This is a genomic window from Gordonia sp. LMA484, from assembly GCF_058129505.1.
This window is the reverse complement of sequence record NZ_CM176700.1, coordinates 1,931,056-1,958,021: the sequence shown is the minus strand read 5'-3', so window position 1 is coordinate 1,958,021 and position 26,966 is coordinate 1,931,056. Positions and strand designations below refer to the sequence as shown.

The 26,966-nt window shown below is 66.8% G+C and carries 20 protein-coding genes and 1 pseudogene; 9 read left to right on the top strand and 12 right to left on the bottom strand.

Features of this window, described 5'->3' with window-relative positions; translation table 11 throughout:
* Positions 1-41: 41 nt before the first annotated feature.
* Positions 42-683: a GNAT family N-acetyltransferase gene (locus AC4AMJ_RS08485; protein WP_489895864.1), complete on the bottom strand. Its 642-nt coding sequence runs from the start codon at positions 681-683 to the stop codon at positions 42-44.
* Positions 684-850: 167 nt separating this feature from the next.
* Here AC4AMJ_RS08485 and AC4AMJ_RS08480 point away from each other — a divergent pair, with 167 nt between their 5' ends.
* The 4 genes from AC4AMJ_RS08480 (at position 851) to recD (ending at position 10,108) form a co-directional block, all read left to right on the top strand.
* Positions 851-1,282: an acyl-CoA thioesterase gene (locus AC4AMJ_RS08480; RefSeq protein WP_489917789.1), complete on the top strand. Its 432-nt coding sequence runs from the start codon at positions 851-853 to the stop codon at positions 1,280-1,282.
* 71 nt (positions 1,283-1,353) lie between these two features.
* The gene (gene recC, locus AC4AMJ_RS08475; RefSeq protein WP_489917788.1) at positions 1,354-4,764 is read left to right on the top strand and encodes an exodeoxyribonuclease V subunit gamma; all 3,411 of its coding nucleotides are present in this window, start codon (positions 1,354-1,356) and stop codon (positions 4,762-4,764) included.
* Entirely contained in the window at positions 4,761-8,213 is a 3,453-nt protein-coding gene (locus AC4AMJ_RS08470; RefSeq protein ID WP_489917787.1) for a UvrD-helicase domain-containing protein, read from the top strand. Before recC ends, AC4AMJ_RS08470 begins: the two co-directional genes overlap by 4 nt.
* Positions 8,214-8,245: 32 nt before the next feature.
* Positions 8,246-10,108, top strand: a complete 1,863-nt coding sequence (recD, locus tag AC4AMJ_RS08465; RefSeq protein WP_489918398.1) for an exodeoxyribonuclease V subunit alpha — start codon at positions 8,246-8,248, stop codon at positions 10,106-10,108.
* 7 nt (positions 10,109-10,115) lie between these two features.
* Here recD and AC4AMJ_RS08460 read toward each other — a convergent pair whose 3' ends face one another.
* Positions 10,116-10,877 carry a PIG-L family deacetylase gene (locus tag AC4AMJ_RS08460; protein ID WP_489917786.1) on the bottom strand — a complete coding sequence of 254 codons (762 nt, stop codon included), beginning with the start codon at positions 10,875-10,877 and terminating at the stop codon, positions 10,116-10,118.
* A 154-nt stretch (positions 10,878-11,031) separates the two neighbouring features.
* On the opposite strand from AC4AMJ_RS08460, the gene htpG reads away from it, so the two are divergent.
* Positions 11,032-13,011 carry a molecular chaperone HtpG gene (gene htpG / locus AC4AMJ_RS08455; protein ID WP_489918397.1) on the top strand — a complete coding sequence of 660 codons (1,980 nt, stop codon included), beginning with the start codon at positions 11,032-11,034 and terminating at the stop codon, positions 13,009-13,011.
* 26 nt (positions 13,012-13,037) lie between these two features.
* Here htpG and AC4AMJ_RS08450 read toward each other — a convergent pair whose 3' ends face one another.
* Both AC4AMJ_RS08450 and AC4AMJ_RS08445 read right to left on the bottom strand, forming a co-directional pair.
* Complete coding sequence (locus AC4AMJ_RS08450) at positions 13,038-13,961, bottom strand: N-acetylglucosamine kinase (RefSeq protein WP_489917785.1); 924 nt, start codon at positions 13,959-13,961, stop codon at positions 13,038-13,040.
* Positions 13,962-14,693: 732 nt separating this feature from the next.
* Positions 14,694-15,143, bottom strand: coding sequence for a hypothetical protein (locus AC4AMJ_RS08445; RefSeq protein WP_489917784.1), 450 nt, complete (start codon positions 15,141-15,143; stop codon positions 14,694-14,696).
* 125 nt (positions 15,144-15,268) lie between these two features.
* Between AC4AMJ_RS08445 and AC4AMJ_RS08440 the strand changes: the two genes are divergently transcribed.
* Positions 15,269-15,748, top strand: a complete 480-nt coding sequence (locus tag AC4AMJ_RS08440) for a nitroreductase family deazaflavin-dependent oxidoreductase (RefSeq protein WP_489895848.1) — start codon at positions 15,269-15,271, stop codon at positions 15,746-15,748.
* A gap of 21 nt (positions 15,749-15,769) precedes the next feature.
* Here the strand turns inward: AC4AMJ_RS08440 and AC4AMJ_RS08435 are convergent, their stop codons facing one another.
* Together AC4AMJ_RS08435 and AC4AMJ_RS08430 are read right to left on the bottom strand one after the other, a co-directional pair.
* A complete protein-coding gene (locus tag AC4AMJ_RS08435; protein ID WP_489917783.1) occupies positions 15,770-16,597 on the bottom strand; it encodes a crotonase/enoyl-CoA hydratase family protein in 828 nt (275 codons plus the stop codon).
* 30 nt (positions 16,598-16,627) lie between these two features.
* Positions 16,628-17,102 (bottom strand): annotated as a pseudogene (locus AC4AMJ_RS08430) (carboxymuconolactone decarboxylase family protein).
* Positions 17,103-17,238: 136 nt separating this feature from the next.
* Between AC4AMJ_RS08430 and AC4AMJ_RS08425 the strand changes: the two are divergent.
* Complete coding sequence (locus tag AC4AMJ_RS08425) at positions 17,239-17,895, top strand: PaaI family thioesterase (protein WP_489895842.1); 657 nt, start codon at positions 17,239-17,241, stop codon at positions 17,893-17,895.
* Positions 17,896-17,940: 45 nt separating this feature from the next.
* Here AC4AMJ_RS08425 and AC4AMJ_RS08420 read toward each other — a convergent pair whose 3' ends face one another.
* Together AC4AMJ_RS08420 and AC4AMJ_RS08415 are read right to left on the bottom strand one after the other, a co-directional pair.
* Positions 17,941-18,504: a dihydrofolate reductase family protein gene (locus AC4AMJ_RS08420; protein ID WP_489917782.1), complete on the bottom strand. Its 564-nt coding sequence runs from the start codon at positions 18,502-18,504 to the stop codon at positions 17,941-17,943.
* Positions 18,501-19,439, bottom strand: coding sequence for a helix-turn-helix domain-containing protein (locus AC4AMJ_RS08415; RefSeq protein WP_489917781.1), 939 nt, complete (start codon positions 19,437-19,439; stop codon positions 18,501-18,503). Before AC4AMJ_RS08415 ends, AC4AMJ_RS08420 begins: the two co-directional genes overlap by 4 nt.
* Before the next feature lie 180 nt (positions 19,440-19,619).
* On the opposite strand from AC4AMJ_RS08415, the gene AC4AMJ_RS08410 reads away from it, so the two are divergent.
* Positions 19,620-21,437, top strand: a complete 1,818-nt coding sequence (locus AC4AMJ_RS08410; RefSeq protein ID WP_489895836.1) for an N-acyl-D-amino-acid deacylase family protein — start codon at positions 19,620-19,622, stop codon at positions 21,435-21,437.
* Positions 21,430-21,882: a nuclear transport factor 2 family protein gene (locus AC4AMJ_RS08405; protein ID WP_489917780.1), complete on the top strand. Its 453-nt coding sequence runs from the start codon at positions 21,430-21,432 to the stop codon at positions 21,880-21,882. Before AC4AMJ_RS08410 ends, AC4AMJ_RS08405 begins: the two co-directional genes overlap by 8 nt.
* 18 nt (positions 21,883-21,900) lie before the next feature.
* Here the strand turns inward: AC4AMJ_RS08405 and AC4AMJ_RS08400 are convergent, their stop codons facing one another.
* The 4 genes from AC4AMJ_RS08400 to AC4AMJ_RS08385 form a co-directional block, all read right to left on the bottom strand.
* Complete coding sequence (locus AC4AMJ_RS08400; RefSeq protein ID WP_489917779.1) at positions 21,901-23,808, bottom strand: alpha/beta hydrolase; 1,908 nt, start codon at positions 23,806-23,808, stop codon at positions 21,901-21,903.
* Between the two features lie 70 nt (positions 23,809-23,878).
* Positions 23,879-24,979, bottom strand: coding sequence for an ABC transporter ATP-binding protein (locus AC4AMJ_RS08395; RefSeq protein WP_489895830.1), 1,101 nt, complete (start codon positions 24,977-24,979; stop codon positions 23,879-23,881).
* A 152-nt stretch (positions 24,980-25,131) separates the two neighbouring features.
* Positions 25,132-26,007, bottom strand: a complete 876-nt coding sequence (locus AC4AMJ_RS08390) for a carbohydrate ABC transporter permease (RefSeq protein WP_489895828.1) — start codon at positions 26,005-26,007, stop codon at positions 25,132-25,134.
* On the bottom strand, positions 26,007-26,966 hold the full coding sequence (locus AC4AMJ_RS08385) for a carbohydrate ABC transporter permease (protein ID WP_489895826.1): 960 nt from the start codon (positions 26,964-26,966) through the stop codon (positions 26,007-26,009). Before AC4AMJ_RS08385 ends, AC4AMJ_RS08390 begins: the two co-directional genes overlap by 1 nt.

Sequence of the window (26,966 nt, the reverse complement as noted above, 5' to 3'; positions counted from 1 at the left end):
CGGACTCCTCAGGGGCGCATTTCAGCCGCCCGCCCGATCACTCAGGCCGTGAGGTCGGGCACGCGCTGATGGCGAGGCGACCACGACGCGGTCGGGATCGGTGTCCAGGGCCGGCCGGGCGCCTGCGACCAGCTCATCGTCATCGTCTCCCAATGACTGCGCAGCAACTCGTACTCGACCTCTCCGGCCCCGGAACCGGAGATGAGCTCGTCGTCGCACATGCGGATCGCGGACAGCCGCATGCCGATCTTCTCCATCACCCGGCGAGAAGCGGTGTTCGCGGACATGGTGCTGGCGAACACCCGATCGGCGCCGATGTCCCGGAAAGAGGTCGACAGCAAGGCCCGTGCGGCTTCGGTCGCCAGCCCGCGACCCCATGTCTCCCGGCGCAGCCGGTAGCTGAGTTCGAGTTCGGACCGATGGCTGTGCCGGGGTGTGCGCAGCGCGAACCAGCCCTGGAAGTCGGCGGTGCGGCGGTCGAGCGCCGTCCACATCCCGGTGCGGTGGGCCCGTCGCTCGGCCTCGGCGCGGGGCAGCACCCACTCCTCGATCACCTCACGCGACGTCGGCGCGCCGCCGGTCACGAACCGCATCACCGCCGGATCGCTGTCGAGTTCCACGAGTGCGTCGACGTCGGACATCGCGACCGGACGTAGCCGTAACCGAACGGTCTCCAGGATCACGATCTCCCCCTCGCCTGTACTGCCTGCGGTGAGTGTACGGTCCCGCGGCCCGGAACACGGGGAGCCCCGAGTCGTGTGTTCCTCCGGTGGGGTCCGGGCCCGGAGGTCGCGACGGCCGACTCGTCCGGTCGGCCCGATGTCGGCGGCAGGCGCTAGGGTTGCCGATCGTGGCAGACGTACACCTCGATCTGTCGATCCAGCTGCGCTGGGGCGACATGGACATCAACAACCACATCAACAATGTGCAGTTCGCGCGGATCTTCGAGGAGTCCCGGGTTCGATCCTTCGCGACGTGGTTGCCCGAACGGCCGGCCGGGTTCTCGGTGCTGGTGGCCCGTCAGGAGATCGTGTTCACCGCGGTGCTCGAGTACTCGCTCGAGCCGGTCACCGTCCGGTCATGCGTCAGCCGGATCGGCAACACGTCCTTCCACCTCTCGCTCACCTTGATGGATCCCACCGGAACCACGTGCGCGGTCGCCGCGACGACGATGGTGTCGGTGAACACGGAGACCGGTCGGCCGACGCCGATCCCGGACGAGGTCCGCGCGATCCTGGAATCACACCTCATCGCCGAGGCCACATTGCCGGTACGTTCCTGACCATCGCCGGTACGTCGCGGACACCATGACGAGGACACCCCGACACGGACACTCTGTAAGGGCGGCATCACATGTTCCACCTCCACCGGGCCGAACGGACGGACACTCTCGCCGACGCCCTGGCGGATCTGCTGGCGGTGCCGCTCACGGACCCGATGACGACCGAGATCGTGGCGGTTCCCGCCCCCGGCGTGGAACGCTGGTTACAGCAGCGGCTGGCCACCCGGCTCGGTGCCACGCGTGACGGTGACGGGGTGGCCGCGAACCTCGATTTCGCCTCTCCGGCGGCCCTGACCGACCGCATCATCGCCGACGTTGCCGGGTCCGAGCACCGGCGCCCCGGCGATGCGAAACACCCCGCGGCGGCCGGCGAACGGTGGCGACCGGCCGCGATGACCTGGGCGGTCCTGCGCGTGCTCGACGGCATGATCGGGGATCCGCGACTGGCCGTGCTCGCCCGGCACGTGGGGGCCGACGGCGACGGCACCGACGAACATCGCCGCGGACGCCGATTCGCCACCGCACGCCAGGTCGCGGAGCTGTTCGACGGCTATGGGCGGCAGCGACCCGCCATGCTCGCCGCCTGGGCGATCGGCGACGACACCGACGGGGCCGGGGCAGCCGTTCCCGACGATCTCCTCTGGCAGCCCGACGTCTGGCGGGCTGTACGCCGCGAGATCGGCCGGCCCCACCCGGCCGAGCTGTTGGCGGGATGTTGTGAGACGTTGCGCGAAGACCCGACGGTCACCGACCTGCCGGAGCGGCTCTCGGTCTTCGGGCCGACCCGTGTCACCGAATCGTTGCTTGCCGTCCTGGCGGCGGTATCGGTGCACCGCGACGTCCACCTGTTCGTGCCGCACCCGAGTCCGGCGTTGTGGGACGCGGTGGCCGACACCGTGCCGACACCTGGTGGCCGGCGAGTGGATCACCCGCCGCCCGCCCTCGCCCATCCGCTGCTGGCCGGGTTGTCCCGAGATGTGCAGGAACTGCAACGTCGCGTCGAAACCGTTGCGGACCGCGTCGTGCATCATCCGCCCGCCGGCACAAAAGCGCCGTCGGTGCTGGCCGCACTGCAGTCCGGCCTGCGCGACGACCGACTCGACACCGCTGTGGTGGCAGCCGACTCGTCGGTCGAGATCCACTCGTGTCATGGGCCCGAACGCCAGGTGGAGGTGATGCGTGACCGCCTCCTGCACCTGTTCGCTGACGACCCGACACTGCAACCCCGCGATGTGCTGATCATGTGCCCGGATGTCGAGACATTCGCCCCGCTCATCCGCGGTGCTTTCGGACAACCCGGCCTCGGGCACCCCGCGTTCGAACTCCGGGTCCGCCTCGCCGACCGCGGGCTGCGGCACACCAATCCGGTGCTCGACGTGGTGGCGGCGGTGGTCGAACTCGCCGCCGGACGCGTGTCGGCGGGCGCCGTCCTCGACCTACTCGGCCGCGCACCGGTGCGGCAGCGCTTCGACATGACCGACGACGATCTCGACATCGTGCGGGAATGGCTCACGGGCAGCAACATCCGGTGGGGCATCAACGATGCGCAGCGATCCAGGTTCGGGTTGTCCGGCTTCGGCCAGGGCACGTTCGATGCCGGCCTGGATCGAATCCTGCTCGGTGCCGTCGCCGAGGAATCCGACGGGGAGTGGCTCGACACGGCACTACCACTGGCCGGGGTGGAGAGCACCGAGATCGACCTGGCGGGCCGGTTCGCCGAGTTCGTCGAACGTCTGTCGGTGACACTCGACACGCTGACCGGCGCGCATCCCGTTCACCACTGGATCGACGTGGTCGTCGGCGCGGTCGATGCGCTGGCACGACCCGGAATTGACGAGGAATGGCAACGGGCACAGGCGATCCGATCGATCGTCGCGGTCTTTCCCGACGACGCCGACGATCCGGACGGCGAACCGCTGACCCTGCGGCTGGGGGACATCCGCGATCTGATCGCCGGTCTGGTCGCCGCGTCGCCGACGCGCGCCAACTTTCGCACCGGCGAGCTGACCGTGTGTTCGATGGTGCCGATGCGCTCGGTGCCGCATCGGGTCATCGTGCTGCTGGGCGTCGACGGCGACGCGTTTCCCCGGGCCCAGCGCACCGACGGCGACGACATCCTCGGCCGTTCCCCGCTGATCGGGGAGCGAAATCCACGCGACGAGGATCGACAACTCTTCCTCGACGCGATCGGCGCCGCGGAGGAGAACCTGCACGTCTACTACAGCGGTGCCGATCCCGTGTCCGGCCAACGGGTTCCGCCGGCCGTGGTGGTCAGCGAACTCGTCGACACGGTGCACGGTCTGACCGGTGGTGACGCCGGTGGCGGTGTGTGCACCCGGCAGCACACCCTGCACGCGTTCGACGACACCAACTTCCGGCCCGACGCGGTTGCGGGCGTCGCTGGTCCCTTCTCCTACGACACCGCACTGCTGGCCGGGGCGCGTGCGCTGGGGACGGCAGCGGTGACGACTGCGCGGATCGCCGATATCGTTCTCGACCCGCCCGAGCCCGGGGACATCGACCTCGCGACGTTGGTGAGCTTTGTGACCAACCCCATCGAGGGGTTCGTCCGTCAGCGGCTCGGAGCGCGCATCCCCGATGACGAACGTCCGCACCCCGACCAACTCGATGTCGAACTCCCGCCGCTGGACCGCTGGGCGATCGGCGACCGCTTCCTGTCCCGGATGCTGGGCGGCACCGACCTCGAGGCATGCCAGGCCGCCGAGCTCCGGCGGGGCACGCTGCCCCCGTTCGCATTCGGCACCCGCGAACTTCAGGACATCTCCCGCGACGTTCGCGCGGTATTCGAAGCGGCGGCTGCGGCGCGGGTGGGATCACCTCAGACCGTGGACATCGTGGTCCCGCTGCCGGACGGGCGCCGGCTCTTCGGAACTATCGGAGACATCCACGCGGGCACCGTCGTCACCGCGACCTACTCGAAGTTGCGGGCCAAGCAGCGTGTCGTCGCCTGGATACGGTTGTTGGCGCTGGCTGCGGCCGCGCAGCACGGCAACGCGATGTCCACCGACATCCGGGCCGCGGCGGTCGTCGCCCGACGACCCGGCCGGTCCGGAGGTGTGGCCCGCGCGCTGTTCGCCGTCCCGGACGACCCGCTCGCGGTCCTCATGCAACTGATCGCACTGCGCGACACCGGACTCCGCCGGGCACTGCCGCTACCGTCCGACCCGGCGGCCGAGTTCACCGATCACCACCGACGCAGCGGCCGGATCGATCGGGCGCTGCCGGCGGCGCGACGCGCATTCGACGGCGATTTCGGAGCCGGCCGGGATCGTTATCTACGGCTGGCGTTCGGTGGTGATGTGACCGCGCCGACGGGCTTCGACATGCTGCTCACGGAGACCGTCGGGCCCGATCGGACGTGGTGTGGGCTCGAACTACCAGGCGAGGCCGGCGATGCGGTGTTCGCCGGATTGGCGCGGCTGGTGTGGGAACCGCTGATGGATCACGAGACCGTGACATGACGGCGCGCGATCAGGCGCGAACGCGCGCGCCCCGGGTCGAGGAGACCACCGTACCCGTCGCATTCGATATCACGGCCCCGTTGCCCACCGGCACCACGGTGCTCGAGGCGAGCGCAGGCACCGGCAAGACGTATGCGATCGTCGGTCTGGGCGCGCGCTTCATCGCCGACGGCGTGCCGATCGACAAACTGCTGCTGGTCACGTTCAGCCGCGCCGCCACGGCCGAACTTCGCGAGCGCATGCGCGATCGCGTGTCCGAACTCGTTGCCGCGCTCTCTGATCCAACCGAATGCACAACGCACGACGACCCGCTCGTCCGCCATCTCGCCGGCGGCGACGCCGCGGAGGTCACGCGTCGTCGGGAGCGGCTCGTGCGTGCGCTGTCCGATTTCGACGCCTCCACGATCGCGACCACGCACACGTTCTGCAATCGCATGCTCGACGCTCTCGGATTCCTGGGGGAGCGGGAACTGATCTACGAGATCGTCGAGGACGTGGACGATCTCGTCGACGAGGCCGCCCTCGATCTCTATCTGCGTGGTTACGCGGGCGCCGACCGGCCCGACATCTCGCTGGCCGACGCGACGTCGATCGCCCGGGACGCCGTGCGGCAACCGGGGGCCCGGTTGGCGCCCACCGACATCGATCTCGATTCGACAGGCGGAGCAGCCGCGGCGGTTGCCGCGCGCAAGGTTCGCTTCGCGCAGCGCATCCGGGAGATCATCGAGGAACGTAAACGGTTGTCCCGCTTGCGTACCTACGATGATCTGCAGATGATCCTGTACCGGATCGTCACCGACCCGGTGATCGGGCCGCAGGCGTGTGAACGGATTCGCACCATGTTCGACGCCGTCCTCGTCGACGAGTTCCAGGACACCGACCCGCAGCAGTGGGAGATCGTCCGGCGCTGTTTCCACGGTCACCGGACACTCGCGCTCGTCGGTGACCCGAAACAGTCGATCTACGGATTCCGCGGCGCCGAGGTCCTCAGCTATCTCCAGGCGGTCCGGTCGGCCGACGCCCTACGTGTCCTCGATGTCAACCGTCGATCCGACGGCGCCCTGGTGGACGCACTCGGCCGGCTGCACGGCGGTGCCCAGCTGGGCCACCGAGACATCGTCGTCCACGACGTCACCGCTGCTCGCGGTGGTAGTCGTGTCCACGGTGTGCCGCCGGTGCGTCTGCGCGCCTTCCCCCGTCGATCGTTCCCGGTCACGGGGCCCAGCGGATTCGCCGCGGTCGGCGAGGTCCGCGACCGCGTGATCGCCGACGTCGCCGCCGACATCGCAGGGCTGTTGGCCTCGGGAACCCTGATCGAGGTCGACGGCGTCACCCGCCCCGTCGAACCTGGTGACATCGCCGTGCTCGTCACCCTCAACAAGACCATCGAGCCGTTGCAGACGCAGCTGCAGGCCCACGGCGTCGCCGCGGTGATCGGTTCCGGAGCCAGCGTCTTCCACACGGCCGCTGCGCGACAGTGGCTCGCGGCCATCCGGGCGATCGAACAACCGGCGCGCGCCGATCTGGTCCGGATGGCCGCACTGGGCCCGCTGATCGGTTGGGAGGTGCCCGAGCTCGCCGCCGACGACGGCGCCGCGGTCGCAGAACTGGCCGGCACACTGCAAGGATTGGGCCGGGTCTTCGCCGACGGCGGCTTCGCGGCGATGTCGCAGCGACTGATGAGCCGGATGGCGGTGGCCGAACGGGTTCTCGGCAGCGACGACGGCGAACGTACGCTCACCGATCTGATCCAGGTGGCGTCACTGTGCAACGCCGAGGTCATGCGCAGCGAATGCGGCCTCGGCGCGCTCGGGGAGTGGCTGGCCGACCGCATCGCCGACACCACCCGGTGGCAACGGCATCAGGACCAGACACGGCGCCTCGACCGGGACACACAGGCGGTGCAGATCATGACCGTCCATCGCAGCAAGGGGCTGCAGTTCCCGATCGTGTATGTACCGTTCGCATGGGATGGCTTCCGCAACTCGAACCGGGTCACGTTCACCTTTCACGACGACGACGGACAGCGGGTTCTCGACGTCGGCGGCAAGGAGGCCCCGGACTACCGGGCCCGCTGGCAACGTCATGAGGCCGAGTCCGCGGGGGAGGAGCTCCGGCTGCTCTACGTCGCACTGACCCGCGCGCAGTCCGCGGTGGTGATCTGGTGGGCGCCGGCATTTTTCACCAAGAACTCCGCACTGCACCGGCTGCTGTTCAGGCGCACAGGTCGGACACCCGTCGTGCCCGACACCTTCGATGTCCCCGACGACGACACGTGCGGCCGGGTGCTGATGGGGTATGCCGCCGACGGTGCCATCGGGGTGGAGGTGGCCGGCCGCGACGGGGATCGCAGCATCGACGAACGGTCGCCCGCACATCGCCGCTCACCCGACCTCGCTGTGGCGCACTTCGACCGCGTCATCGATCAGAGTTGGCGACGCACATCGTATTCCGCGATCGTGGCGACGGTCGGCCACGGATCTGCGCCGGTGCTCGAAACCGGGAGCGAGGCGGGCGACGACCTGATCGCCGACGAGCCTGCCATGTCGCTCGAGGATGCGGCGGAGCCTGTCGACGCGGCGTCATCGGCGCAGGCCGAATCATCGACCGGTACGGTGTCGCCGCCGGCCGAGGACGGCGTGACCGCGTCGCTGATGAACGGGATGCCGTTCGGTGCGGGATTCGGCACCCTCGTCCACGAGGTCCTCGAATACGTCGACACCGAAGCCGACGACATGCAGGCGCACGTGGCAGATCTGTGTCGTTCCGCGGTCGAGCGGCGGATGGTCGATGTCGACGTGGATCGATTGACCGCCGCTCTGATCGGGGTGCTGACGACCCCGATCGGTTTCGGCGACCTGTGGTCTGTCCGAACCCGCGACCGGCTGGCCGAGCTGGAGTTCGAGTTCCCGCTGGCCGGGAGCCCCGAATCGCCTGCCGGCGGCGAGGTCACCGCGGCCGGCGCGGTGACGATGTCGGCGGTCGCCGACCTGATCGACCGCCATCTGTCGCCCGACGATCCACTCATCGGCTTCGGCGCACGACTGCGTGAGCTCCCGCCGCAACGATTCCGCGGCTACCTGACCGGGAGTATCGATTCCGTGTTGCGCACCCCCGACGGGCGATACGTCATCGTCGACTACAAGACGAATCGACTGCGTGCCGGCGACCTGACCGCCGAGGACTTCGATCGTGCCGCGATGGCCGACGAGATGATCGCGGCGAACTATCCACTCCAGGCCCTGCTGTATTCGGTTGCGCTGCATCGCTATCTGCGGTGGCGACTGCCCGGGTACCGCGCCGCGGTGCATCTGGGTCCCGTTCAGTATCACTTCGTTCGCGGAATGATCGGCCCCGCGACCCCGTCCGGATGCGGTGTGTTCGAATGGGCGGTGCCCGCCTCCTTGGTCGAAGGTCTGTCCGATCTCCTCGCGGAGGGCGTCGCGTGACCGGCCCCGATCCGCGGTCGCCGGCATCGACCGTGGGGACTACCACCGCTTCGCCACGGCCCACGAACGATGCCCGCGCCGTGGCCGGCGACGACGGTGTTCTGGTGCGGCTCAACGCTCTCGGTGTCCTCGACGCAGCGGACCTGCACGTCACCCGCAGGCTGATGCGGTTGTGCGGTGAGCCCGTTGCCGAGACCGCACAGATCGGCGCCGCATTGGCGGTGCGGGCGGTACGGTTCGGATCGACGTGCCTGGCGGTCGACCGGGTATCCGAGATCGTGGGCGACGATCCGTCTATTGCGGCGTTGATGCCGTCTCCGGCCGACCTGGCGCGCGCCTTGGCCGACAGTGTGCTCGTGCGGGGCGGTCGAACCGGTCCGTTGCGGCCGCTGGTCCTCGCCACCTCTGCAGACGGCCCGTTGCTCTACCTGCGCAAGTATTTTCGCCAGGAGGAACTGATCAGGTCGGTGCTGGTCGCCCGCGAGGGAACCCGCCCCGACGTCGACGCCGATGCGTTGTCGGAGGCGGTGACCGACGTCTTCGGCGCAGGGGACGCCGACGTCGTCGACCAGCAACGGGTGGCCGCGCAGATGGCGGCGATCAACTGGACTCTGGTCGTCGCCGGAGGCCCCGGAACCGGCAAGACGTACACCGTGGCACGCATTCTGGCGGTTCTCGACCGTCTGGCCGGGGGCGCTGCACGGATCGGTCTGTGTGCGCCGACCGGCCGCGCCGCCGCTCAACTCCAGGCGGCCGTGTCCACCGACGGCGCGGCGCCCGACTCGGTCCGCGCGGTCACGGTGCACTCGCTGCTGGGCTGGCGGCCCGGCCACGCACCGCGGTATGGGCGGGGCAACAAGTTGCCGTTCGACGTCGTCGTCGTCGATGAGACCTCGATGTTGTCGATGACCGCGATGAGCAAACTTCTCGACGCCGTCCGCCCGGACACCCGAGTGATCCTGGTGGGCGACCCTCACCAGCTGGCGTCGGTGGAGGCGGGCGCCGTTCTCGCCGACCTCGTCGACCGCGAGCTGTCGCTGCCGCCGGTTCCGGTCCCGGCGGGAGTCCTCGCAGACGCTGTCCCCACCGAGGATCGGGAGAGCGTCTCCCGTGGCGTGGTGACGCTGTATCGGGGCAGACGATTCGGCGGCGGGATCGCGCAGGTGGCCGACGCGGTCAACCGCGGTGACGTCTACGCCGTGCTGGACCTGGTGAGCGACGACGCGATCGCCGACGTCACCCTCGTCCCCGCCGGCGATCTCGAGGGTCTGCGTGCCGACGTCGAGGCATGGGGCGGTGCGCTACGCACCGCGGCCGTCGTAGGCGACGCTGCCGGAGCCCTGACCGCCCTCGATACACATCGGGTGTTGTGCGCTCACCGCGAGGGCAGCTGGGGCGTGCAGGGGTGGTCGAGACGGATCGTCGAGTGGCTGTCCGAACTACCTGATCACGACGTGGTGCCCGATGGCGGTCTCAGCCATCCGGGACAACCGCTGCTGGTCACGGCCAATGACCGTCAGACCGAGACCTTCAACGGCGACAACGGCGTGGTGATCCGCGGGGTCACCGGCCTGGAAGTCGTGTTCCGCCGCGGCAGCGGTGTCCGGACGCTGCACCCCACCCAGCTCGCCGACGCGGTCCCGATGTATGCGATGACCATCCATCGCAGTCAGGGCAGTCAGTTCGATGCTGTCACGGTGGTTCTCCCACCCGAGGGCTCGGAGTTGCTGACCCGGGAACTGCTGTACACGGCGATCACCCGAGCCCAGCGAAGGGTCCGGATCATCGGCTCGCGAGACGTACTCGCGGCAGCCGTGGCACGGCGCGTGCAGCGGGCCAGCGGCTTGCGTTCACCGATCAGCGTGGTGGACCCCGCCGAATCCGCGACCCACTGATCGCCGGTCACCATTCGTCGAGCTCGACGCCCCCGGGGACGAGGTCTCGTCGGATGAAGCTCTCCGACCCGAACAGCCGGCTGCGCCGGTCGGGATCCATGGCCATCAGTGCCTGCATCGTCTTACTTCGTCTCATCTCGGTGTGATGTGCCGCCAGCGCGGCTGCCTTGCGGTCTCGCCACGGCCCGACGTCGACCGTGAGATCGATCGCCGATTCGGGCGTGCCGGGCAGGTGGTCGCGGGGGATCTCCTTGAGCACATCCATGCGGACATCGTCGACCATCCAGTCGGCGATGGTCACGAAGTAGATGGACCGGGTCTGCCAGGCGTCACCCTGCGATCGGTAGAGGCGGGGACTTGCTGCGGCGTCGGCGGCGACCGCGGCCAGTCGGTGCGCGTGGATGTGGTCCGGGTGGCCGTAGATTCCCATCGCGTCGTAGGTGATGATCGCGTCCGGACGCAACGAGCGGATATGGCCGACCATGGTTCGCACCAAATCGTCGAAGGGAACCGCACAGAATCGCTCGGCGTCCGGCGCCGAGTCCGGCACACGTTCGTCGGCATAGCCCAGCATGATCGGTGGCCGCGGCAGACCCAGCTCACGGACGGCGTCGATGAGCTCGGTGTGCCGGTCGGTGCCCTCGGCCCAGGTGCACATGATCAGGTCGGCGTCGCCGCCACGGTCGGTGTGGCGGGCCAGGACACCACCTGTCCACAGGGTTTCGTCGTCGGGGTGCGCGTGCACGAACAGCAGACGAGGAGCGGACATTCACCTGTCTTCCGATGGTGGCGTCGGGGCGGGGTGGCCGTTGCGACCGATCCGCCTCCGCGTACCGGGTGCTGAGCTGACCCACTTCAGAGTAGCCAATGTGCGGGCCGGTATTATCCGGCTCCGTCAGTGGCGCGCCCAGTGGAGGTCGATCATGAGTGGTCAAACAGAGGTTCGCGAGTTCCAGGCCGAGACCCGGCAGTTGCTGGATCTCATGGTGCACTCGGTGTACTCGAACAAGGACAGTTTCCTTCGGGAGCTGATCTCCAACTCGTCCGATGCCCTGGACAAGCTCCGGCTGGAGTCACTTCAGGACAAAGATCTCGATGTCGACGCATCCGATCTGCACATCCAGCTGGAGGCCGACCGCGAGGAGCGCACCCTCACCGTCCGCGACAACGGGATCGGAATGTCGCGTGAGGACGTGATCGGCCTGATCGGGACACTCGCCCGCTCCGGCACGGCCGAGCTGCGCCGCAAACTCGCCGAGGTCAAGGACGCCGCGGCGTCCGAGGAACTGATCGGACAGTTCGGCATCGGCTTCTACTCGACCTTCATGGTCGCCGACCGGGTCACGCTGGTGACCCGTCGGGCCGGCGACGAACTCGGCACGCGATGGGAATCGACCGGCGACGGCACCTACACGATCGACGAGGTCGCCGACGCCGCACAGGGCACCTCGGTGACATTGGCACTCAAACCCGAGGATGCCGAGGACCACCTCTACGACTACACCGACCCGACCAAGCTGCGTCAGTTGGTCAAGCGGTACTCCGACTTCATCGCGTGGCCCATCCGCATGGATGTCGAGAAGCCCGTGACGCCGTCCGACGACGCCGACGACACCGACGGCGACACTCCGAAGATCGAGATCGTCACCGAGACGATCAACTCGCAGAAGGCGCTGTGGGCGAAATCGGCCGACGAGGTCTCGAAGGACGAGTACCACGAGTTCTACCGTCACGTCAGCCACGCGTGGGATGAGCCCCTCGAGGTCATCACGGTGAAGGCAGAGGGCACCTTCGAATACCAGGCCCTGCTGTTCATCCCGACGCAGGCGCCGTTCGACCTCTTCATGCGCGAGCGCGCGTCCGGGGTTCAGCTCTACGTCAAGCGGGTGTTCATCATGGACGACTGCGAAGAGCTGATCCCCGAATACCTGCGCTTTGTGAAGGGTGTCGTCGATGCCGCCGATCTGTCGCTGAATGTCTCGCGGGAGATCCTGCAGCAAGACCGGCAGATCCGCGCCATCCGACGTCGACTCACCAAGCGGGTGATCTCGACGGTGGGTGAGATGCGCAGCTCGCGGCCAGATGATTACAACACCTTCTGGGAGAATTTCGGTCGGGTCTGGAAGGAAGGCCTGATCAACGATTTCGACAATCGGGACGCAGTGCTGAAGGCATCGTCGTTCGCGTCGACCGATTCGGCCGACGGCCTCACCACCCTCGCCGACTATGTCGGACGCATGCACACCGGCCAGGAGACGATCTACTACATGACGGGGGAGACCCGCCAGCAGATCGAGAACTCGCCACACATCGAGGCGTTCCGGGCAAAGGGCATCGAGGTGTTGCTGCTCACCGACCCGGTCGACGAGATGTGGGTCACCTCCGGTATCGAGTTCGACGGCAAGTCGTTCACCTCCATCGCCAAGGGCGCCGTCGATCTCGACGATCTGGATGGCGATTCCGCCGACGACTCCGACGCCGAGAAGACCAAGGCGGACAAGGAGAAGCAGTCCGAGGAGTTCTCGGGACTCCTCACCTGGCTGGCCGAGGCACTGGCGGAGGACGTCAGCGAGGCGCGACTGTCGTCGAGGCTCACCGAGTCGGCGGCCTGTCTGGTCGGCGATACCTTCTCGATGTCGCCGCAGCTGGAAAAGCTGTATCGCGCATCGGGACAAGAACTGCCGAAGAGCAAGCGTGCGCTCGAACTCAATGCCGACCATCCGTTGGTCGTCGGGCTCAAGAAGGCGTTCGGCTCCTCCGACGACCACACGTCTTTGATCCCGACCGCGAAGCTCATCTACGGCATGGCGGTGATCGCTGAAGGCGGAGAGCTCGGCGACCCGGCCGAATTCGCCAAGCTGTTGTCGTCCACGTTGACCGCCTCGCTCGACGCGACCGACTGACCGCAGACCAAGGGGTCCGCTCGGCCTCAGGCCGAGTGGATCTGCGCGGCCAGTGGATGATCGGGCGGCACGTCGAGCAGCAGCGCGACGCCGTCGAGCGGTTCTCCATACGGTTCGGCGACGGTCACGTCTGGGTGTGCCCTGCCGACGAGCTCGATGAACCGTGTGCGGATCTGGTCATTCGCGGTCAGGACGTTGCCCATCCAACTGACGCGAGTGGGCTCGCCGGCGCGGTGCCCGCTGCGGCTCAGTGCCGCGTCCACCGATGCAGCCAGTTCCGCGGCGGCGCGGTTGTTGATGTCGACGGCGACCGGGTCGCCTGTCCGTGCGAGCTCGCCGACGACGCGGGCGAAACCGGCGGTACGTGCCACCCGCCCGGGGTCACCTTGCAACACCATGTAGAGCTCGGGCAGCGGTCCGAACGCATCCGCCGCAGCGTCCTCGAGTCCGGTTGCCCTGCCGCGTCCGTCGAAGGCACGTAGCGCGGCGTCGAGTCCCGCCCGGCCGATCCAGTAGGCGCTGCCGGCGTCACCGACGAGGTGGCCCCACCCATCGACCCGGGCGGTTCCGCCCGAGGCGACCCCCAAGGTGACAACTCCGGTCCCGACCGCGATCACGGCACCGAGCTCGAGGCCGTTGGCGGCCAGATAGGCGGAGACCGAATCGTGTGCCAGCGCAACCCTGTCGATTCCGAGATCGGCGACGGCGGTGCGCAATTCGGCCGGCCGCGTCGCCTCCGGGGTCAGTCCGGACACCCCGGCGGCGAGTTCATCCACCGAGATACCGATTTCCTCGGCCAAATCTGTTGCAGCTGCAGCGATCTGGCCCACGACCGGCCGATCCGTGTGAACCGGGCCGGCCTCGTGATCGCCATTCGACGACGGCCCGACGAGACGAAGCCGGGTGGCGGTCTGACCGCCGTCGACGAGAAGACGTTGCGGCCCGGGCATCCGACCTCCTGCGCTCCTCATGGCCGGCGCGGTCGCCGACACCCCCGCAAGTCAACCTACTCTTCGGGTGCGGCGTCGGCGGCGGTTGCCGAGCCCGGATGAGCGTCCCCGCAGCTGATCCTTGAGGTGGTGGGGAGCGTTGGTGGGCCGCCATCTTGATCCCTGGACGGTAACCCTCCCGTCCCTGAGGAGGTTCGGAGCGTTAGCTCGGCGACGGTCACCCTCCGGTCCCTGAGGAGGTCCGGAGCGCTAGCGGAGGACCGTCACGAAGGGCCCTTCGTGACGCTTCGCTCGTTCCTCGCGAGGCTCCTCAGGGGGCGGTGGTGACGCTTCGCTCGTTCCTCGCGAGGCTCCTCTGCGCGTGTTTGAGAACTCGGCCATCCATCGCCCGCCCCCTGAGGAACGAGGCGCTAGCCGAGTGTCACGAAGGGCCCTTCGTGACGCTTCGCTCGTTCCTCGCGAGGCTCCTCAGGGGGCGGTGGTGACGGTTCGCTCGTTCCTCGCGAGGCTCCTCTGCGCGTGTTTGAGAACTCGGCCATCCATCGCCCGCCCCCTGAGGAACGAGGCGCTAGCCGAGTGTCACGAAGGGCCCTTCGTGACGCTTCGCTCGTTCCTCGCGAGGCTCCTCAGGGGCGGTGGTGACGGTTCGCTCGTTCCTCGCGAGGCCCCTCAGGGAGCGGGTGGGTAGGGCCTTGACCCCTGAGTTCTCAATCACATTCCTCTCGAGGATGCTCAGCTAGCGGTGGGACGCGCTGCGTCGGCGACGGTCAGGGCCAGCAGGTCGACGTCGTTGGCACGAAACACCGGCTCCAGTGGGACGTCGTGTGCGTGCGCCGCTTGCACGAGTAGATGCGCCCATGCCTGGTCGGCGTCGCTGACGCCATCGCTGCCGGGTCGCGTGATGAGGCAGGCGGCCGACGTCGCCGGGATCGACTCGAACACTTCGCCGAACCGCGTGATCAGTATGTCGGCAAGGAACGCGTCGGGTGACGGAGGCAATGGGAGTTGATTGAGGACCTTCATGAGTCGGCGGTCGGCACCGATGAATGTGAACCACAGCAACGACTCGGAGAAGCCGAGCGGACCCATGAGTGCACGCCAGCGCTGGCGGAGATCGCCGACGGAACCGATGGGCTCCTGCGCGGTCGCGATGTCGGGAATGGCGGTGTTGTCGATTGTCATGGGCTGATCATCGCCCGCATATTCATGACCTCGAAAAGTCTGTCCACAGCTCGTCGACCCTGTGGACTGTGTGGGTGCGCGTGTGACGCGATGAGGTATCCCACGCGAACTGTCACACTGGACTGATGGGCGCGCTCACACCATTGGCGATCAAGATCGGTTCCATCAGCTGGATGCCGAAACTCTTGCCGCAGATCGTCGTCTGCGACAACGCGTTGCACAAGCTGACCGGGGACCGCTACGGCCTGCTCGACATCGCAGGACTGCCGAACATCGAGCTCAAGGTGGCCGGACGCAAGAGCGGGGTCGTGCGCTCCACCCGGCTGCTCGCGGTGCCCGGGAACGACGGCGCCTGGTTGATCGCGGGGTCTTACTTCGGCGGCCCCGACATGCCGCAATGGGTGTACAACATCCGGGCGGCCCAGAGCGTCGAGGTGGGACATCACGGGCAGTCGACGACCATGGGCTGGCGTGAGCTCGACGGGGCGGAGTACTCGCAGGCCTGGACGCGAATGGTCGCCGTGTGGCCGAACTTCGACCTATATGTGGCCCGTACTCCACGCCACATCCCCGTCTTCGTGCTGGAGCCGATCGCGGTGGCGTGATCGGCTCCAGCAGAAACGGACTCAGGCGCCGCGAAACTCCGGCGGACGCTTCTCGAACACCGCCGTGACGGCCTCGGTGAGGTCTTCGCTCGGGAGGAACGCCGAGTTCCACGCGGCCACATATCGCAGGCTGTCGTCGACCGCGGGACGTCGCCCGTGGTCGAGCACGGCTTTGACGCCGTGCACCACCAGCGGCGGATTCGCGGCGATCTCGGCGGCGGTTGCTCGCGCGGTCTCGAGCGCCGACTTCTGGTCGGGCAGCACATCGTTGACCAAGCCGATCCGGGCCGCGCGCTCGGCGTCGATGTCCTTACCCGTCAGCGCGAGCTCGCGCAGGTGGCCATCACCGATGATGGCAGGCAGTCGCGCGAAGCTGCCTACATCGGCCACCATCGCGACCCGGACCTCGCGGACACTGAACTTGGCATCCGCGCTCGCGTAGCGGATGTCGGCGGCGCTGATCAAGTCGACGCCACCGCCGATGCACCAGCCGGAGATCGAGGCGACAACCGGCTTCCGGCAGTCGGCAACCGCGGTGATCGCGGCCTGCATCCGGCGGATGGTGTCGTGGAACTCGGTCCGTGGACGTGCCTTCGCGCCCTCGGCGAGGACCGGCGCGAGATCACCGCCCATGGCCGCGAGGTCCAGGCCATAGGAGAAGTTCGCTCCCGAGCCGGTCAGCACGACCGCCCGGACGTCGTCCTCTCGGTCGAGATGGGCGAAGATCTCCGGCAGCTCCCGCCAGAAATCGGGACCCATCGCGTTGCCCCTGCCGGGCCCGGTGATCGTGACCTCGGCGATGTAGTCCGAGATGGAGACCTCGAATGCTGTCCACTGTTGATCGCTCATGGTGCTGAGGCTACCGGGCGCGATGACCGGTCAGATCGTCAGTTGGCAGGCCTGCCCGACGTCGAGGACACGAAGCGCTCGGCCCTGGCCCAGCCACAGGGCACACGACAGAGTCAGATCGACGATGAGTTCATCGGACAGCGCGGCGCGGCAGCGCCGCCAGAAGCCCTCGTCCTCCCGCAGACCGATGTGATCGGTGGCGAACCGGTGAGCGAACTCCGCCGCGATCCGTTCATCGTCGGAATACCCGGGCCAGGCGGCCCATTCGTCGACGTGGCGATAGAAGTCCTCATCGATCCCCGTCTCGGTCGACCTGGGTGTGCCGGCAGACCTCGCATTCGTTGTGGCCGGCGATGACCATCCGGGCCAGTTCGCGCGTGCGGACCTCGAGTCGATTCTTCGTGTAGACGGCATCGGCATAGGCGCCGAGCGACGCGCCCAGTTGGGGCGACAGGCCGAACCAACTGATGATGTCGTCGTCTGCGTAGTCGCCGATCCGTGCCATCATCCGAGCCTAGCAAAACGAGAACAGGTTCTCATTCGGTATCTGACCTGGGGTCGGTCGGGTTGGCGGATGGCCCTCGTCGGATAGCGTGTTCTGCGGACTGTTCGGAACATGCGATGCGGCACGAGGTGGCACAGTGAGCGAGTACATCACCGAGGACATTTCCCCGGACGAGTTGACGCGGCAGATCGAGGTCGCGAGATCGCTCGGTGACAGCGTTCGGGATCTGGTGGCAGCGACGGTGATCACCGATGTCGGTGCGGACGACGTCCGCGAGGCGCAACGTCACATCGCGGCCGCGGCCGAGATCCTGGGGCGAGAGCAGATCGACGCATCCTTCGGGATACGTTTCAATTCCGATGGACGGCAAAGAAATTGGGGCAACGCGGTGGAGGGGATCCGGAACCCGCTCGCACCGCCGGTCGAATTCGAATACGAGGACGATCACGTGTGGTCGGAGGTGTTCCTGGGCCCGCAGTACGAGGGTCCGCCCGGCCTGGTGCACGGCGGGGTCATCGCGTTGATCCTCGATCAGGTGCTCGGTCAGGCGGCCGTGCACGCCGGTGCCCCCGGCATGACCGGAACCCTGTCGATTCGCTATCGGCAGGGCACGCGCCTCGGGCCGGTCACCGTCAAGGGTTGGCACGATCGCACCGAACGGCGTAAGTCCTTTGCGAAAGGGGAGATATCGACGGCTGACGGGGTCTGCGCCGAAGCGGAGGGGATCTTCATCCTGCCGAAGTGGGCGCAGGAACTCGATGCCGACCACCGGTTCGGCATCGGCGACGCCTGAGAATCCGGAATCACGATCGCTGCACGGCCGTTTGGCCGTGACGTGTCAGGAGTTTGCCGAACGTGGCCCCACCACGCGATAGCGGGCGCACACGAAGGCACGGTTGCGGTCGACGTCGAGGAGTTCCAGGTCGAACGGCCGGGGGAACAGCGGGCGTCCCGCGCCGAGCGTGACGGGCGCGACGTTGACGATGATCTCGTCGAGCATTTCTGCCTCGGCGAACTGCGCGGCGAGATCGCCGCCGCCCACCACCCAGATGTCTTTGCCTCCCGCAGCCTCCACGAGCGCCGCCCGATGCGTCTCCGGAGTACCGGCGACGACACGGATCGAGTCGGCCACCGGCGTCACGTCGCGATGGGTGAACACAAAACTCGGCATTTCGTAGGGCCAGGGTTTGCCGTCGCTGACCTCGTGGTCGAGCAGCCACTGGTAGGTGGTGGCGCCCATCGCCATGCACCCGATGTCGGCGATGAAATCCTGATAGTTCATGGCACCGTCCTCGTCGATGGGCTGGATGAACAGCCAATCGAGTGAATCGTGCTCATCGGCGAGGTAGCCGTCGAGTGTGGTTGCCGTGTAATACAAGCCACGCGGTGTCGAGGTGGTCATGCGAAACCTCCGGATTGATGTCGATGCCACATGATGGGGTCGGGATCGAGTGTGGCGACATCGATCCCGGCGTCAGTCAGCATCCAGCGTGCGATCTGCCGACGATGGGCGGAGAACGTCAGCACGTGGGCCCAGATCTGCGACAGCAGAAAGGATTCCGGCGGATCACAGATCGCGTCGATGATCCGGTCCGACCACGCGTCCCGGCGATCGATGTCCCGCGTCAACGCCAGCCAGCGCGGCGCGATCTCGGCGTGTGACTCGATCAGTGACCGGACGTCGTGGGGACCGTCGAGGCCCGGTTCGTCGTCACCCTCGATACTGGCCAGCCAGGGCAGTTTGTCGACGACGAGGTGGTGGAGGACTTCGGCGACCGACTCTTCTGTACCGTTCCAGGCGAGTGGTCGATGACCGGGTAGCCGGATCGCGTGAAAGGCGTCGCGATCGATGTCCTTGGCCGCGTCCAGTAATGCGGACACGTCGTCGAGGTCATGACGCACCATCAGTGCGAGAACGTCGCCGGCGGACTCCTCGGAGGTCGCTCCCGCGTCGACGTAGAGGACCGTGGGCGAATGGAAGTGGATGCCGTTGGGAGCGGGCAACCAGTGCCCACGGTGTGTACGCGGGCCGATTCGGCTCGGCGGGTGTCCGAACGCGCGGGCGAAGGCCCGCGCGAAGCCTTCGACGGATTCGTACCCAGAGTCGAACGCGGTGTCGGTCACCGACTCTCCGCGTTGCAATGACCACGCGGCGCGTTCGAGCAGGACCCGCCGGCGAAGTGCGACCGGCGATTCGCCGACGTTGCGCGAGAACTGCCGACTGAAATGAAACGCCGACACATGGGCGCCGGCCGCCATGGCGTCGAGCGTGGAGTGCTCGTCGGCGAGCACGGTGTCGAGTAACTCGCGGATGCGATCGCGTCCGGCTTCGGTCATGAACCCAGTATCCGCCGTCGGGCAACCGGTCCGCCCGACCGTTCTTGCTCCCTTCGCGGCGCGGCCGGGACTGACGCCGACCCGGTGTGGGCTCCCGTGGAAGTGGGTCAGGTGTACAGATCTGAGAAAATGTCTACTGATTCGTTGACACTGATCGCTGACCGTGTCTCTAATGTTCACGTGATCTACGACACAATCATCCGGAATGGTCTGTGGTTCGACGGTACCGGGACCCCGGCCGCAGTCCGCAACATCGGCATCCGGGACGGCGTCGTCGCCACCGTCTCCGCCGACCCGCTCGACGAGCGCGGATGCGGCGAGGTCATCGATGCGACAGGGTTGTGGGTACTGCCCGGCATGATCGACATCCACACCCACTACGACGTGGAGGTGCTTGCTCAGCCCGGACTCGCGGAATCGCTGCGTCATGGTGTGACCACCGTGTTCGTCGGCTCGTGTTCGCTGTCGACCATCCACGTCGACCCGACCGAGGCCGGTGATCTGTTCGGGCGCGTGGAGGCGATCCCGCGTGAACACGTTATCGAGACCGTTGATCGGCACAAGACGTGGTCCACGCCCGCCGACTACGTCGACGCACTCGAGAGCCGTGAGCTCGGACCGAATGTCGTGGCGTTCATCGGCCATTCCGACATGCGCACGGCCGCCATGGGTCTGGAGCGCGCGACCCGGAAAGAGTTGCGGCCCAGCATGTCCGAACAGGAGCAGATGGAACGGTGGCTGTCCGAGGCGCTGGACGCCGGGTTCGTCGGGATGTCGTCACAACAGCTGCTCTTCGACAAACTCGACGGCGACACCTGCCGGTCGCGCACCCTCCCGTCGACCTATGCCGGACCGAAGGAACTGCGACGACTCAAGTCACTGCTGCGTCGGACCGGTCGTATCCTGCAGGCGGGTCCGGACATCAGCAACCCCACCAATGTGGTGTCGCAGGCTCTCACGTCGGTCGGCATCGGGCGCAGGAAGCTCAAGACGAGCTTGTTGTCCGCCGCCGACATCAAGGCGAATCCGCACGCGATCAGGATCATGGGACCGCTTGCCGGACTGGTCAACAGGCTCGGCGGCGACTTCCGCTGGCAGCATCTGCCGGTCCCGTTCGAGGTGTACGCCGACGGCATCGACCTGGTCATCTTCGAGGAGTTCGGGTCCGGGGCCGCGGCGCTGCATCTGAAGGATGAGCTCGAGCGCAACGAACTCTTGCGCGACAAGGCGTACCGCCGGCGGTTCCGCAAAGACTATGAGTCGAAGTTCGGCACGCGGGTCTGGCACCGCGACTTCTTCGACGCCGAGATCGTCAAGTGCCCGGACGAGTCGGTGGTCGGCAAGTCCTTCGGCCAGGTTGGCCTCGACCGCGGCGGTCTGCATGCGGTCGACGCCTTCCTCGACCTCGTTCTCGAGCACGGCACAGAGATCCGCTGGCGCACCACGATATCCAATCACCGGCCCGAGGTGCTCAGGGCGATGGCGCGTGAGCCGGGAATCCAATTCGGGTTCTCCGATGCCGGGGCACATCTGCGAAACATGGCCTTCTACAACTTCGGCCTTCGCCTGCTACGGCACGTGTATGCGGCCGAGCAGGCCGGTGACCCGTTCCTGAGCGTCGCCGAGGCCGTCCATCGCATGACCGGTGAACTGGCGGACTGGTACGGCATCGACGCCGGACATCTACGCCCGGGCGATCGTGCCGACCTGATGGTCGTGGACCCGTGCCGGCTCGATGATTCCCTCGACGCATACGCGGAGGCACCCGTGGCCGCCTTCGGTGGCATGTCGCGGATGGTGAACCGCAACGACGACACCGTCGTCGCGGTTTTCGTGAGTGGACACAAGGTCGTCGATCACGGAGTCACCACGCCGACGGTCGGCGCCGTTCGCACCGGTCAGTTCCTTCGGTTCGGCCGGCCGGGCCGCCCAGTCGCTGTCGTTGCCCGCCCGTCTGCTTCGGTGGACCTGGTCGACGCGGGGTCCGCGAATGAGTGAACAAGCCGCGACCGACTCGGTCCTGGGTCTGTGGAGAGCTCTGTCGGAGCGTGATTGGGATGCGATGACGCCCTTTCTGGCCGACGACTGTATCTATCTCGACATGCCCTACGGCCCGACGCTGGCCGCTCGAGGCCCGGTCGACATCGTCAAGCGCATCAAGGTGGCATTCGAGCAGCTCGCGAGCTACACCAACCACGACGGGTTGCTCGTCGCCAACGGTGACGAGGTCATCTACGAGCATTCCGAGACGTGGGAATGGCCCAGCGGTGAGGTCGCCGAGTTGCCGTTCGTGACGGTACATCGAGTCCGAGACGGCAAAGTCGCGCTGTGGAAGGACTATTGGGACTCGGCCACGCTGCTCAACAGCGCGCCCGCAACGTGGATGGAGAGTCTCGCGTCGGCCGACACGAGTTGGGTTTTCGACGCCACCGGCATGATCTGACGCGGACGTGGTCGACGATCAGTCGCGGTTGAGGCGCGGGAGCAGTGCCTCGGTCTTTGCATCTGTCCAACCCGGTGGTTGCAGAATCCGTGACCATGCGTACGGGATCGCCGACATGTAATCGTGCCCATGTCCATCGGGCACGTTCACCGCCACCGCCATGTCGGCGGACACCTGCAGGAATGTCACGAAGGGAATCCAACGCGTCGACGACAGCACATCACGACCACGCGGTTCGCTCAGCCAATCGGGCTTGTTCAGGATGAGGGCCGGATTCCACCACGTGATCGGGTCGCTCGCATGCTGCAGGTAGACGATGCGTGATGCCTGCCAGTTCGCGTCGGCTCCGGGCAGGTCGGTCTGGTCGGCGATGAAGCGCACCTGTTTGCCGTTGTCGTAGACCGGCAACACTTCCGGAGTGCCCGCATCACGATCGTTCGTCGTGTCGTTCCAGAGCGTGTTGTTGAACGTCGGCCCACTGAACAGGGCGCCGTCGGTGCGCGCCGCGATGGTCGGGATGCTGCCGAAGGCGGCTTCGCCGGCAAAGGAACCCAGACTCTCGCCGAACACCACCACCTTGGGCCGCTGAGCCTCTGGGAGCGCACGGACCCTCTCGGACACTGCCTCGAACAGGGCGCGACCTGCCTGCCGGGCACGTTCTTTGTCGACGAGGAACGACAGCCAGCTCGGCAGATATGAATACTGCATGCTGATCGTGGCGGTGTCGCCGTTGTACATGTACTCCAGCGAATCGACGGTGGCCTTGTTGACCCAGCCGCTCCCGGTCGACGACCCGACGGCGACCACGGCACGCTGTAGACCGCCGGTCCGGACCAGTTCGTCCGCGGCGAGCTCGGCGGCCTCGCGGATGTTGTCGGCGGACTCGAGGCCGGCGTACACCCGGATCGGTTCGGAGGCCGGGGCGCCGTTGAATTGGGTGAGGGCGCCGACATCCGGACCTCGGGAGACGAACACACGGCCCTCGCGGCCCAGCGACGCCCAGGAGACCAGCGAGCCGGGGCCGCCGGATCGTAGCGAGGATGTCGGCGGGGAGTTGTCGGGTTTCGTTTCCTCGTTCGCCGCAGCGAAGCTGGAGTTGAGCCACTGCATCGAGTACTTGGCCACCACACCGTTGAGGATGAACACCGTCAGTACGATGACCAGGCCGGCGCCGATGAGCGCCGAGACACGTGGTGGAGCAATGCGGTTGAGTCCGCGAACGGCCCATCGCACCTCGAACGCGAACAGCCGGCCGAGCGCGACCAAGAGCAGGAACACCAGCACCGCGAGGATGGCTATCCACGGATACGCGGTCCAACTGAGCCGCTCGACGCCCATCAGGTCACGGATATCGTCCTGCCATTGCGAAAACCACACCAGCATGAGGATCGTGCCGATGAGCGCGATGACTGCCAGGACGATCCAGGCGATCCGTGATGCGCGCGGCCAGGGTTCATCTCGCGAGATGAGGTAGCGCACCAGCCAGGAGATGAATACGCCGAGAAGGTAGCCGACGGCGGCCGACGCCCCGCTGACGACGCCCTGGAAGAACGCACCCCGCGGTAGCAGGGACGGGGTCATCGAGAACCACAGGAACGCCAGTGCGACGAGCGAACCGCTGAAGGCGTAGCGGTCGAGATGTCGCCGCCACCAGCCTCGGTGGGCCCGTCGGTCTGGCTGTGACTCTGCCGCAGTCGTGCTCGCGGTCGTCGCAGTCGTATTTGCCGCCGTCGCGGTCGAACCCGATCCCGACGCGCTCGACGAAGTGTTGTCGGCCCCGGCGCCGCTGTCGGCGCTGGGGCCGTCGTGACGCGTCGCGCCCTTCGACGTCTGGCTGCCGTGAGCCTCGTGGTCGGAAGAGCCGACGGGCACTCCGTCAGAGGCGCCATCGCCGTCCGTGGCCGATGGACTGCTGCCGTCTGTCACCGCTGCTCCTCAGAGTCGTCGGAGCAGTAACAGTATCAGCGGCCGGCGCCCACCGGCCCGGCCGGCGCGCTCACCCGAGTCGGTCGCCGGTGTCGGGGTTGAAGAGGTGTACGGCGCGGTCGGCTTGGTGGAGGTGGACGGTGTCGCCGAGTTTGGCGGGTGCGCGGTGGGGGACGCGGGCGACGAGGGTGACGGGGTCGCCGTCGAGGGTGGTGATGGTGGGGTCGTCGATTTTGGCGTAGAGGTAGCTCTCGCTGCCGAGTTCTTCGAGGAGGACGACGTCGGCGTTGATGCCGTGGTCGCCGATGGCGAGGTGTTCGGGGCGGATGCCGACGATGACCTTGTCGTGGCCGGATTTGCGGAGTAGGGCTTGGGTTTCGTCGTCGAGGTCGACGGTGGAGCCGGCGATGGTGATGGCGTTGTCTGTGATTGGTGCGGTGAACAGGTTCATGGCGGGTGAGCCGATGAAGCCGGCGACGAAGGCGTTGATGGGGCGGTCGTACAGGTCGGCGGGGGTGGAGAATTGTTGCAGGACGCCGTGGCGCAGGACGGCGACGCGGTCGCCCATGGTCATGGCTTCGACTTGGTCGTGGGTGACGTAGACGGTGGTGGTGCCCAGGCGGCGTTGGAGTGCGGCGATTTGGGTGCGGGTTTGTACGCGCAGTTTGGCGTCGAGGTTGGACAGGGGTTCGTCCATGCAGAACACTTGGGGTTCGCGGACGATGGCGCGGCCCATGGCGACGCGTTGGCGTTGGCCGCCGGAGAGTTTGGCGGGTTTGCGGTCGAGGTAGTCGGTGAGGTCGAGTAGGCGGGCGGCTTCGGCGACTTTCTGTTTGCGTTCCTCGGTGGGGATGCCGCGCATTTTCAGTGCGAAGCCCATGTTCTCGCCGACGGTTTTGTTGGGGTAGAGGGCGTAGTTCTGGAAGACCATGGCGATGTCGCGGTCTTTGGGGGCGACGCCGACCATGTTGTCGCCGCCGATGCGGATGGCGCCGGAGTCGATTTCTTCGAGGCCGGCGAGCATGCGTAGGGCGGTGGATTTGCCCGAGCCCGAGGGGCCGACGAGGACCACGAATTCGCCGTCTTCGATGTCGAGGCTGAGGCGGTCGACGGCGAGTTTGTCGGCGCCGGGGTAGACGCAGCAGGCGTTGTCGTAGGTGATGGAAGCCATGATGGGTGTCTCCTGAGAGTCGTAAGGGTGGGTCGAAAGGAGAAGGGGGGTTATTTGATGGCGCCGCTCCGGGACGGTGTCGCGGTGTGCGACTGGTCGGGTTATTTGATGGCGCCGCTCCGGGACGGTGTCGCGGTGTGCGACTGGTCGGGTTATTTGATGGCGCCGAAGGACAGGCCGCGGACGAGTTTGTTCTGGGCGATCCAGCCGCAGATGACCACGGGGAGGGCGGCCAGTACGGAGGCGGCCGACAGTTGGGCCCAGTAGAGGCCTTGTCCGGACATGAAGCCGGTGAGGAAGACCGGCATGGTTTGGGCGTTGACGGCGGTCATGTTGACGGCGAAGAAGAACTCGTTCCAGGAGAAGATGACGCAGATCAGTGCGGTGGCGGCGATGCCGGGGGAGACCAGCGGCAGGATCACTTCGCGTACGGAGGTCCACAGGCTGGCGCCGTCGATGCTGGCGGCTTCCAGTAGTTCGCCGGGGACTTCGAGGAAGAACGAGCGCATCATCCAGACCGCGATGGGGAGGTTCATGGCGGTGTAGAGGATGACCAGGGTCCAGATGTTGTCGAGCATGCCGATGCGTCCGACGATCACATAGAGCGGGATGATCGCGGCGACGATGGGCAGCATCTTGGTGCTGATGAAGAAGAACAGGGCGTCTTGGGTTTTGCGGACCGGGCGCAGCGAGAGTGCGAACGCTGCCGGTACACCCAGTGCCAGTACCAGGATGGTGGAGACGATGGTGGCGAACAGCGAGTTCAGCAGAGGGGTGCCGATACCGGCGTCGAACACCTCTTTGAACTGTTGCAGTGTCGGGGTGAAGATGAACGTCGGCGGATTGGTGGCGGCGTCGCTTTCCTTCTTGAACGCCGTCAACACCATCCACAACACCGGGAAGAAGAACCCGAGCGCCAGGATCCAGGTGATGACGGTCAGCAACGTACCCCGCGGGTTACGCCGGCGGTGGATCTCCACGTCGCCGATGCGTTCCGATGACCGGTGGGAACCGAGTGTCGTGGTCATCAGGCTGCCTCCTCATTTCCGGTGAAGCTCTTGAAGATCAGGCGCAGGGCGAGCGAGGCGACGACGATGGTACCGATCACCGTGACCACGCCCATGGCCGCGGCCTGTCCGATGTCGAAGCCCAGGAATGCGCGCTGATAGATGTAGAACGGCAGGTTCGAGCTGGATACGCCCGGTCCGCCGGAGGTCATCATGTACACCGCATCGAAGGTGTTGACCAGATAGATGGCGCCCAGGACCGCTCCGAGTTCGATGAAGCGGCGCAGATGCGGCAGCGTCAGCTCACGGAACAGTCGGAAACTCGTGGCACCGTCGACGCGGGCCGCCTCCTGGATGTCATTCGGCATGGACTGCAGGCCGGCCAGGATCAGCAGCATCATGAACGGCGTCCACTGCCAGACCAATTCGGCGATGACGCTCATCAGCGGATACTGGCTGAGCCAGTCGGTGTGAATGCCGAACGGGCTCAACGCCCAGTTGACGAGGCCGTTGGTCGGCGAGAGCAGGCTGGTCTTCCACAACAGCGCCGCGGCCACCGGGGTGACCAGGAACGGTGTGATCAGCAGCGTGCGAACGATCCCGCGGCCGAGGAACTTCCGGTCGAGCAGCAGCGCGAAGATCAGCCCCAGGATCACCGAGGCGATCACCGTCCCGACGATCAGGAAGATGGTGTTCAGCGTCACCCGCCAGAACTGCCCGTCGGTGAAGACCGCGATGTAGTTGTCCAACCCGACGAAGCTGCGAGAGCCCGGCCGGACCAGGTTCCACGACTGCGTCGAATAGAACAGCGTGAAGAGGAACGGGATCTGCGTCACCACGATCATGAAGATCAGGGCGGGTAACAGTGGTCCTCGTCGACGCCAGCCCTCGGCACGCGAGATGTGGTCGCGGCCTGAGCCCAGCGGTTGGTCGGATCGCGGCTGTGGTTGTGCCCCTGGTTGGGCAAGTGTGGTGGCCAC

Bases quoted from the DNA above. Each gene is read 5' to 3' on its own strand.
- recC (WP_489917788.1), top strand. From the start codon at position 1,354: ATGTTCCACCTCCACCGGGCCGAACGGACGGACACTCTCGCCGACGCC.
- AC4AMJ_RS08470 (WP_489917787.1), top strand. From the start codon at position 4,761: ATGACGGCGCGCGATCAGGCGCGAACGCGCGCGCCCCGGGTCGAGGAG.
- AC4AMJ_RS08460 (WP_489917786.1), bottom strand. From the start codon at position 10,877: ATGTCCGCTCCTCGTCTGCTGTTCGTGCACGCGCACCCCGACGACGAA.
- htpG (WP_489918397.1), top strand. From the start codon at position 11,032: ATGAGTGGTCAAACAGAGGTTCGCGAGTTCCAGGCCGAGACCCGGCAG.
- AC4AMJ_RS08450 (WP_489917785.1), bottom strand. From the start codon at position 13,961: ATGCCCGGGCCGCAACGTCTTCTCGTCGACGGCGGTCAGACCGCCACC.
- AC4AMJ_RS08445 (WP_489917784.1), bottom strand. From the start codon at position 15,143: ATGACAATCGACAACACCGCCATTCCCGACATCGCGACCGCGCAGGAG.
- AC4AMJ_RS08440 (WP_489895848.1), top strand. From the start codon at position 15,269: ATGGGCGCGCTCACACCATTGGCGATCAAGATCGGTTCCATCAGCTGG.
- AC4AMJ_RS08435 (WP_489917783.1), bottom strand. From the start codon at position 16,597: ATGAGCGATCAACAGTGGACAGCATTCGAGGTCTCCATCTCGGACTAC.
- AC4AMJ_RS08420 (WP_489917782.1), bottom strand. From the start codon at position 18,504: ATGACCACCTCGACACCGCGTGGCTTGTATTACACGGCAACCACACTC.
- AC4AMJ_RS08415 (WP_489917781.1), bottom strand. From the start codon at position 19,439: ATGACCGAAGCCGGACGCGATCGCATCCGCGAGTTACTCGACACCGTG.
- AC4AMJ_RS08405 (WP_489917780.1), top strand. From the start codon at position 21,430: ATGAGTGAACAAGCCGCGACCGACTCGGTCCTGGGTCTGTGGAGAGCT.
- AC4AMJ_RS08395 (WP_489895830.1), bottom strand. From the start codon at position 24,979: ATGGCTTCCATCACCTACGACAACGCCTGCTGCGTCTACCCCGGCGCC.
- AC4AMJ_RS08390 (WP_489895828.1), bottom strand. From the start codon at position 26,007: ATGACCACGACACTCGGTTCCCACCGGTCATCGGAACGCATCGGCGAC.